The organism is Piscibacillus sp. B03 (genome assembly GCF_052246295.1).
In the GTDB taxonomy this organism is placed as follows: Bacteria; Bacillota; Bacilli; order Bacillales; family Alkalibacillaceae; genus Piscibacillus.
On the sequence record NZ_JBQQCO010000013.1, the window covers coordinates 77,624 to 87,180 of the forward strand.

10 protein-coding genes are annotated in these 9,557 nt (G+C 38.8%); 8 read left to right on the top strand and 2 right to left on the bottom strand.

Annotation, left to right across the window (positions count from 1 at the left end):
• The first annotated feature begins 50 nt into the window (after positions 1-50).
• Positions 51-1,670 carry a putative polysaccharide biosynthesis protein gene (locus ACTWQB_RS10365; RefSeq protein WP_443139112.1) on the top strand — a complete coding sequence of 540 codons (1,620 nt, stop codon included), beginning with the start codon at positions 51-53 and terminating at the stop codon, positions 1,668-1,670.
• Positions 1,671-1,681: 11 nt separating this feature from the next.
• Positions 1,682-2,392 carry a pseudouridine synthase gene (locus ACTWQB_RS10370; protein WP_443139113.1) on the top strand — a complete coding sequence of 237 codons (711 nt, stop codon included), beginning with the start codon at positions 1,682-1,684 and terminating at the stop codon, positions 2,390-2,392.
• Here ACTWQB_RS10370 and ACTWQB_RS10375 read toward each other — a convergent pair.
• Positions 2,389-2,595, bottom strand: a complete 207-nt coding sequence (locus tag ACTWQB_RS10375; protein WP_443139124.1) for a DeoR family transcriptional regulator — start codon at positions 2,593-2,595, stop codon at positions 2,389-2,391. The genes ACTWQB_RS10370 and ACTWQB_RS10375 overlap by 4 nt on opposite strands.
• A gap of 135 nt (positions 2,596-2,730) precedes the next feature.
• Between ACTWQB_RS10375 and thpR the strand changes: the two genes are divergently transcribed.
• The 6 genes from thpR (at position 2,731) to ACTWQB_RS10405 (ending at position 7,678) form a co-directional block, all read left to right on the top strand.
• A complete protein-coding gene (thpR, locus tag ACTWQB_RS10380; protein ID WP_443139114.1) occupies positions 2,731-3,291 on the top strand; it encodes an RNA 2',3'-cyclic phosphodiesterase in 561 nt (186 codons plus the stop codon).
• Positions 3,292-3,300: 9 nt separating this feature from the next.
• The gene (locus ACTWQB_RS10385; protein WP_443139115.1) at positions 3,301-4,233 is read left to right on the top strand and encodes an NERD domain-containing protein; all 933 of its coding nucleotides are present in this window, start codon (positions 3,301-3,303) and stop codon (positions 4,231-4,233) included.
• A gap of 1 nt (position 4,234) precedes the next feature.
• Entirely contained in the window at positions 4,235-5,164 is a 930-nt protein-coding gene (locus ACTWQB_RS10390; protein WP_443139116.1) for a diacylglycerol/lipid kinase family protein, read from the top strand.
• Positions 5,165-5,280: 116 nt separating this feature from the next.
• Complete coding sequence (locus ACTWQB_RS10395) at positions 5,281-6,072, top strand: phosphotransferase (protein WP_443139117.1); 792 nt, start codon at positions 5,281-5,283, stop codon at positions 6,070-6,072.
• A 90-nt stretch (positions 6,073-6,162) separates the two neighbouring features.
• Positions 6,163-6,804, top strand: a complete 642-nt coding sequence (trmB, locus tag ACTWQB_RS10400; protein WP_443139118.1) for a tRNA (guanosine(46)-N7)-methyltransferase TrmB — start codon at positions 6,163-6,165, stop codon at positions 6,802-6,804.
• Between the two features lie 19 nt (positions 6,805-6,823).
• Entirely contained in the window at positions 6,824-7,678 is an 855-nt protein-coding gene (locus tag ACTWQB_RS10405; protein WP_443139119.1) for a YtnP family quorum-quenching lactonase, read from the top strand.
• Between the two features lie 434 nt (positions 7,679-8,112).
• Here ACTWQB_RS10405 and ACTWQB_RS10410 read toward each other — a convergent pair whose 3' ends face one another.
• Positions 8,113-9,450, bottom strand: coding sequence for an MATE family efflux transporter (locus ACTWQB_RS10410; RefSeq protein ID WP_443139120.1), 1,338 nt, complete (start codon positions 9,448-9,450; stop codon positions 8,113-8,115).
• Between the last annotated feature and the right edge of the window lie 107 nt (positions 9,451-9,557).

Sequence of the window (9,557 nt, forward strand, 5' to 3'; positions counted from 1 at the left end):
TATATGATAAAATATAATGGTTAGATTGAACAACAATTGTAGGTGAAAACATGTCAAACAAGATGATCCGTGGCACGATGATGCTGACGGGTGCCAATTATACATCTAAAATTCTAGGAATGTTATATGTGATTCCCTTTTACGCACTAGTAGGTGATGTAGGGGGAACGCTTTATTCATATGCTTATAATCCTTATCAAATATTTTTAACCTTATCGTCATTAGGCATACCAATGGCCATGGCTAAATTCGTTGCCAAGTATGATTCATTAGAAGACCATGCGACGAAACAGTCGATGTTTAAAACAGGCATCATGTTTATGATGTTAATGGGGCTTGTGACGTTTTTAATTATGTTTTTCAGTGCTGATTGGCTAGCACAGTACTTTATTTCCGATGAGGATTTGGCTAACTCTGCTGATGATGCAGCGTTTGTGATAAAAATGGTGAGTTTTGCGCTGATTATAGTTGCGCCGATGAGTTTAATTCGGGGGTATTTCCAGGGACATCAAGATATGGCTCCAAGTGCTGTGTCGATCGTAGTCGAGCAGATTGTCCGAATTGCGTTTTTATTAGTAGGTGCGTTTATCGTCATTAAAGTCTTGGATGGAACGATTCGAAATGCTGTTGGACTAGCTGCATTCGCCGCGTTCATCGGTGCAATTGCATCAGCTTTCGTGCTGTTTTGGTTTTATAGAAGGCATAAACCAACGATGGATCGGGAACTTGAAAAAACAGGTGGAACATTAGCTTTACCAGATAAAAAATATTATCAAGAGTTGTTGTCTTATGCTGGTCCTTTTATATTAGTAGGTATTGCGACACCGATGTATCAAATGGTCGATCAGTTTACGTTTAACCGGATTATGTCATCAATCGGACTTGCAGAGGTTTCTGAACAAATGTTATCCGTAATCCTAGTGTACGGTCACAAGCTAGTCATCATCCCTGTGACATTAGCGATTGGTCTTGCGATGGCGGTTTTACCTGCTATTACAAAAGCTTATACTGAAAATGATCGACACCTTTATACTCAATACATTAATCAAGCGACTCTAATTGTCATGTTACTAGTGCTCCCAGCTGCTGTTGGCTTGTCCATTTTATCAGTACAAGCATACGGTACGTTATATGAGGTTGAGACCGCGGTTGATTATGCCGGGTCATTACTGAGTTATTATGCACCTGTGTCATTATTCTTTGCTTTATTCACTGTGAGTGCAGCGATGTTACAAGGAATTAATAGACAGAACTTTGCGGTCGTGAGTTTGGGAATCGGGCTAGCGTTAAAAATTGCCCTTAACTTTCCACTCATATTCATATTCGAAGCTAAAGGTGCCGTCTTTGCAACGGGGATTGCTGTATTAACGGCTGCGTCTTTAAATTTTTATAAAATTCATCGTGTGACGCGCTTTAAAGTAAAACCATTATTTAAGCAGTCCTTATTAATTGCGATTTTAACAGCGGTTATGGCTATTGTGGTTGTGATTGTGAGATGGCTAGTCGGTCTACCGTTCGATGCAGAACCTACACGTGCCAAGTTTATAGTACAAGTGCTTGTTGCGGTTCCTGTTGGTGGATATGTCTACTTATGGCTAGCATACAAGACAACCTTGCTCCAACGATTATTAGGTGATCGTGTTAATCGTCTGGCAAAACTTTTCCCATAAGGGGGATCTACATGCGTTTAGATAAAATTTTAGCCAATCAAGGGTTTGGTTCGAGAAAAGATGTGAAGAAGTACATTAAAAAAGGTAAGGTTCAAATAGATGGGAAGACGATTAAAGATTCGTCTTTCCACGTTGATCCTAAAGAGTCCGAAATTGTTGTGAACGGACAAGTGTTGGATTATCGTGATTATATTTATATTATGATGAATAAACCAAAAGGCGTAATTTCCGCGACAGAGGACCATGTGGAAACATGTGTGACTGACTTATTAGACAAATTTTATCGACCTTTTTCGTTGTTTCCGGTCGGGCGTTTGGACAAAGACACGGTGGGCTTATTGTTATTAACGAATGATGGGGAATTAGCTCACAGGTTATTATCTCCTCAAAAACACGTTGAGAAGACTTATGAAGCACACATAGAAGGATATGTGACAGACCAAGACGTTGAAGCTTTTAAACAGGGTGTTGAGCTTGACGATGGATATGTGACAAAACCTGCTGATTTAATCATTGCTGAAGCGGGTGACATCTCGTATGTGCGTGTTGTCATTACAGAAGGAAAATTTCATCAAATCAAGCGAATGTTCGCATCCCTTGGTCATAAAGTAGTTGAATTAGAGCGTTTACAAATGGGAAGTCTAGTGCTTGATGATCAATTAGAACGTGGTGATTATCGCGAATTGACAGAAGAAGAAATTCAACAGTTACAAGCGCATTAATCTACTTTGGGAAGTTTGACTTTTTTATCCGTCGTCGTCCATTCCCCTTTTCTGTAACTTTCAACTAATCCATTATACTGTAAAATATTAATATCTCGTTGAATGGTGCGGTCTGACAGTCCAAATTGCTCAGACAGTTCTCTAGTTGTGGCTGTTCCTCGTTCATTCAGATACATATAAATGTCTTTAATACGGTTTAACATTGTTTCTGACGGGTAACTCAAAAAACCACCTCTGGAAATTTTTTGAATACATGATATGATTGATTTAAAAATATTGTACTATAAAATAAATAAAAAAATCAAAAAATTTTTAATAGAAAGAGAAGTGACGAGTAAATGCCTGACGATCCTCATTATTTTATCGGGTTTCCAGTGCCGCAAGAATATAAGGAGTACTTAACGAAGTGGCAGGAGGCCTTGAAGCCTTTTGTGGATTATCGTAAATGGGTTCATGGACAAGATTTTCACATTACGGTGCGTTTCTTAGGTGGAGTCAACGCAAAGAAATTAAGTGATATTAAACGACTTTTGAAAAATATCGAACAATCACCTCTTCATTTGAAGATGAGTGGGCTTAATTTTTTTGGGAAAGAAGATCAACCTCGCGTTATGTATGCTGAGATTGAACGCAATCAAGAAGTTCTAGACTTTAAGCAGCAAGTGGATGATTACTTAGAAACCATTGAAATTGAGAAAGAAAAGCGTCCTTATCGACCACATATTACGATCGCTAAGAAATGGGGTAAAGGTAAGCTACACCTATCAAAAGAAGCACTAGAAAATAAGTTAGAAGAGCCAAGAACTTTTTCTTTTGGAGTAGAGCAATTAAATCTATATCGTATTCATCCGAGTCGGGAACAAAAGTATGAAGTGATTGAAACTTTTGAGTTAAAGTAAGGTGTTGTTATGGCGCAATTAGTTAAATTACAAGATTACATATCAAGATATGAAACTGACATGTATAAGTATCCTGGTCAGTTTATTCGTATGAAAAAAGACCAGTATGAACGATTGGTTTCACGTTGGGAACAGGAGCAACGTGGTGTTTATTTAGATGAGCCTGAAGAATCGATGCAAGAAGTAGAATCAGCATCCCTCATTAAACGTTTATTTAAACGAAAAAAGCAGGATGAACTTGTAGAAGAGTTTGAAGAAGAGGCGACGGTTGAACTTCCAACTAATGAAGAAGAGCTCAAGCATCACTTTTTAGATCAAGTCTTTTCAACACAACTTGTATGGGCTTCGAGCACTCTTCAAGAAGTGTCTTATTTTGACCGTAAATATGAACGAGACCCATGGCTTAAATATTTTCTTCAACGTTTTCCTGATACGTATCTCGTATTCTATCAACCTAATTTCAAGTTGAAGAATGCGACCATAGAAGGTGAAGTGTTGATGCTGACACCAACTGAAGTGATGTGTATTTCGGTGCTAGATCGTCAAACTAACGATGCGGTTTTTACCCCAATGGATGACCGTAAGTGGAAGGTCGTTGAAGCGGGGCGAGAGCGTACAATTGTTAACCCTGTGATTAGTCTTAAGCGCACCGAGAAACTAGTTCAAAGTATACTTGATTATTATGAACTTGATTTTCCAATCAAAAAGTATTTACTTGCAAAAGATAGTTTAATTAATCATCAATCTGTACCCTTCCAAACTGAATACGTAGACAAGCAGAACTATGACGAATGGTTTCAAAGACAGCGACAATCTCGTTATCCGATTAAAGCCTTGCAGCTTAAAGTTGGTGAGAAACTACTGGAACATACATTACGCCATTACGTTAAACGTCCGGTTTGGTTAGATGATGAGTTAGAAATAGAACACGAGGAGTCATGAGATGTATGTGCTAATTATAAACCCTGTGGCAGGTCGAGGTAAGGGGATTGAGGTTGTTAAGGAGTTTTTAAACAAAAGGCGTGACCAACATAAATTTAAAACGTATTATACTGATTATCCGGGACACGCTACGAAACTAGTAGAACAAGTCGTGTCTCTTCATGAAGACAAAATTCAAATGTTAATTGTCGTAGGCGGAGACGGAACAATTTATGAAGTCCTAAACGGTATGAAAAAGTTTCAAGACATTCCGCTAGCATTTGTTCCGGTAGGATCAGGAAATGATTTTGCTAGAGGATGTGGCATGCCACTTAATCCGAGAAAAAGTTTAGAAGCTATTTTTAAAACAAAAAGATTTAAACCGTATTGGGCGGGGACTTATTTAACAGATCAAAAACCTGATAGATTAAAAAAGTTATTCGCATCTAGTTTAGGGTTTGGCTTCGATGCTGAAGTGGCTGAAAAGACGAATGAATCAAAGTGGAAGCGATGGTTCAATCGACTTCGTTTATCATCCATTGTTTATGTGTTTGGACTTATATCGACTATATTTAATTTTAAACCGAAAAATTTTAATTTAACCATTGATGGAAAAACACGTGAAATGACGGGAATTTGGATGCTTACCATTATGAATCACCCTTATTTTGGTGGTGGCATGAAAATAGCTCCAGATGCTACAATAAATAAACAAACATTTCATGTGACGATTGTTCATCAAATTTCTAAGAAGAAACTATTATTATTATTTTTGACCGTCTTTTTCGGCCAGCACACGAGACTCAAAGAGGTTGAGACGTTAATAGGTTCTGAGATTTCGATTAAATCGAAGGAAACGTTGACGTATCATGCTGATGGGTTTACTGGTAAATGCTTTGAGTGTGAGGTTATGAAAGAACCGACATCTCGGAATGTGGTCAGAAAAATCTAGGAAATTTATGAAATCCTCTTGAAATAGAGTCTGATTATAAGGTAATCTTATTAAGTATCTCTAAATTTTAGGGATGCCAACACGAAGACATCATGTGCAAAAAGTGGGTGAGTGAATTGGAACATGTACTAGGTTCCGAATGGGTTATATCTCCAGCAGGTGGTACTACAGGAGAAGCTTTCTTAGCACAAAATGAAAATCAAAAACTATTCTTAAAGCGTAACTCGTCACCTTTTTTAGCAGTGTTATCTGCTGAAGGTATCGTACCAAAACTCGTTTGGACGAAGCGGTTAGAAAACGGTGATGTGATTACCGCACAAAAATGGTTAGAAGGTCGCGTTCTCTCAAAAGAAGAAATGAAAAAAGAGAAGGTCGCAAAATTATTAAGTAAAATTCACCACTCATCAGAGATTTTACATTTGTTCATGAGAATGGGGAAACATCCGCTTGAACCTTCTAATCTATTAGTTCGATTAATTAATCAATATCGTGGAAATCAACACGTTGATCAAGCACTGATTGCTCACGCGTTAGAGTTTTTACATAAACATTTGGATCAAGTTAGAACGCAAGAAATGGTCGTTTGTCATTCTGATATCAACCATGAAAACTGGTTGCAAGGTGAAGATGATCACTTGTACTTAATTGATTGGGATCAAGCCGTGATCGCTGATCCAGCATTAGACTTATGTATGTTACTTTATCAATATGTGCCACGTAATGAATGGTCAAATTGGTTGAAAATGTATGGTGTTGAGCTTGATGATAATTTATATTTAAGAATTCAATGGTACATGATTGCTTCATCACTATCATATTACATTTGGTATTTAGAAAAAGGTAATCTGGAGTATTCAAATAAGTGGAAGCAACGTTTAATGGAACATAAAATGGCTATATATTCATAAAGTGAGAATCTATATCCAAAAGGCGCCTTTTGGATATAGATTTTTTTTAGTATAATAGATTTACACTATAGACGAACTAGGAGTGACAACATGCGTTTAAGACATAAACCATGGGCAGCTGATTATATAAAAGAACATGAAGGCCTAATGGTGCTAGAACCATTTGAACAAAAAGGGAAATGGCAGTTGTTATTTGATAGCGAACAGCCGATTGGACTTGAGATTGGAACTGGTAAGGGTCAGTTCATCGCGAATATGGCGAAACAACATCCCGAGATGAATTTTATCGGAATTGAAAAGGCCGAGAGTATTATAGTGACGGCGATTCAAAAGGTGAAAGATGCAGACGTTTCTAACGTGCATTTAGTTCATGAAAATGCCGAGGATTTACGGGATATGTTTGCGGAGAATGAAGTGGATACGATTTTCTTAAATTTTTCCGATCCATGGCCAAAAGTAAGGCATGAAAAGCGTCGTTTAACTTATAAGTCATTTTTAGAACAATACGAAAATGTGTTAAAAGACGGTGGTAAAGTTATTTTAAAAACGGACAATCGTGGTTTATTTGAATACTCGTTAACGAGCTTTTCACAATATGGGATGAAGCTTGAAGATGTCTCACTAGATCTACACACTCTAGAAGATGACAACAATGTGATGACAGAATATGAAGAGAAGTTTTCTAGCAAAGGACAACCTATTTATCGTTGTATTGCTACATTTCAGTCATAGTTGAAAAGGAGCGGATCGAATGGAGACATTGACAGTTGGACGTGCGAAGTTAACGTGGTTAAATGGTGGCGTTACCCATATGGATGGCGGGGCAATGTTTGGCGTCGTACCTTACCCGCTTTGGAGCAAGAAGTATCCTCACAATGACAAAAACCAAATTGAGTTACGTTGTGATGTGATTTTACTTCAAGTGGATGGGAAGAACATGGTCATCGACTCTGGCGTAGGCCGTGACAAGTTAAATGATAAGATGAAACGCAATTTTGGTGTGTTAGAGGAATCCAAGATTGAAGAGTCATTGAGTGAGCTTGACTTAACGGTTGACGATATCGATTACGTGTTAATGACCCATCTTCACTTTGACCATGCGAATGGGTTAACGAAACCTGGAGATGGCGAGCTTGTCAGCACGTTTCCGAATGCGAAAATATTCACCTCGAAAGTTGAATGGGATGAAATGAGGAATCCTAATATGCGTTCTAAGAATACGTATTGGGAGGAGAACTGGAAGCCCGTTCAGCATCAGGTTAATACGTTTGAAGATGAGATTGAAATTGTGCCAGGCTTGACGATGCATCATACAAGCGGGCACAGTGATGGGCACTCGGTGATTAAGTTCAAAGATGGTGATGAGTCGTTCATACACATGGCGGATTTAATGCCAACGCACGCGCACCAGAATCCACTATGGGTATTAGCTTACGATGATTTTCCGGTGACGAGTGTTCATGAGAAGAAAAAGCTACAAGATGAGGCGTATGAAGCGGGGAGCTGGTTCGTGTTCTATCATGATGCCTACTACCGCGCTGTTAGGTTTGATGACGAGAAGAAAATCAGCGAGGCGATTGAACGCCCTCGTTATGAGTATGTGTAATGGGAAGAGGTTGGGACATAAGAAAAGTAGCTGATTAGAAAACGAATATTGAGTGCTATTAGCGTAGTCAAAATGCTGAGACACCTGCAGGAACAGCACGAGCTGAAAATCACGCCAAACGAACGGAAGTGAGTTTGGGGAAGTTGAAGCCGTGCCTGCGGTAAGCGATGCATTTTGACTTAGCAAAAATGAAGACGAATATCAGGAGTCACACGCTCCATAATATTCGTCTTTTTTAGGTTAACAAAAGTTTTGTCCCGGCCTCTCTCTTTTTAGTTTAGCTAATTTACTAGAAAAATTTCGGATTTACTAGACAATCTGGGGTGTTTACTAGACAAAATCACGATTTTACTAGACAATTTTGGGAATTTACTAGACAATTTCGCGTTTTTACTAGAAAATTTTTATAAATACTAGACAAATTTACTTCGCAACTAGTCAAACAACACCTTCTCGCGCCATTTGCCGAACCTGAAATAGAGGTAGGCGAATAAACTGCTGATGATAAAACTGCTCCCCATACCGATCGCAATGCCAACCTCGCCGAATATGTCCGAAAATAAGGCGGCTAGTGGGAATCGCAGCACCCAGAACGAAATGATGTTCAACACAAGCACTTGATACATCGCCCCTGATGCGCGGACGATTCCATTTAAAACGAAATTTATTCCTAAAAACGGATAACATAGCGCAATAACCTGAAGGTATCTCGCCCCGAATTCAATGGCCTCCGTTTCATCAATAAATAGCGACACACCGTATTTAGCAAGCGGAATGACGAGCAATCCGATTGTAAACATAATGCCGAAATTATATAATAACGCTGTTTTGGCAATTTTACTGACTCGCTTCATGTTGCCTATTCCGATATTTTGCCCAGCCATACTATTAACTGCCGTTCCTAAAGCATGTGCTGGTAACATGATTAGGCTATCCAGACGTTGCGCAGCACTGAACCCAGCCACGACAGTCGGGGCAAATGAGGTGACGACTGACATGATCGCCGCAACTCCAGCAGAAATCATCGTCATTTGAAGGCCTGATGGGATCCCTAAATGCAGGATCAATTTTACTTCTTCCTTACTCGGTAAAAATGGAACCGTAAACGGTGCGAGCTGTCTTTTTAAAATAAACACTAAACCGATTAAAAACGAGACGCCTTGTGAAAAAATCGTCGCAAACGCCGCACCCGAAATCCCAAATCCAAACACAGAGATGAATAATGGATCCAAAATAATATTCAGAACCACGGCCACAGCAACGATTCGAAGTGGCGTTTTACTATCGCCTAGCGCACGTAATACTGTGCTAATAAAGTTATAACCAAATAAGAAGATGATTCCTAAAAAGTTAATCTGTAAGTATAATTTTGCCTCATGCATCATGGCGGAAGGGGTACCTAGTAGGGTTAACAGTGATTCAGCAAAAATATATCCCAATGTCCCCATGAGCAGGGCTAAAATCGTTAATACTACAACAAATCCATTCAAATAACGCCGCAAGCCTTCTTCATCATCTCGTCCTTTTTGTTGCGACAAAATCGTAAGAGAGGCGTTGTTGATTCCAATCGCAAAGGCGAGCAATGTAAAAATAATCGTACTTGAGATTGCGACAGAACCTAGCGCATCATCGCCTAGTAGGTTCCCTACCCACAAGCTATCGATAAATTGGTACGATGTTTGTAAGAGGCTTGCTAAAATTAATGGACCGGAAAAGTTAACTAACTGTTTGAGTATATTTCCTTGGGTAAAGTCGTGCTGAGTCTTTTTCATCTCAAGACAACCTTTCGATTTTTAATCAATTGTTAAAAATTGAAGAGCTCTATAACTAGTTAGTATAATATAATTAAAGTATAAATAGAAAACTAAGGATACCAACT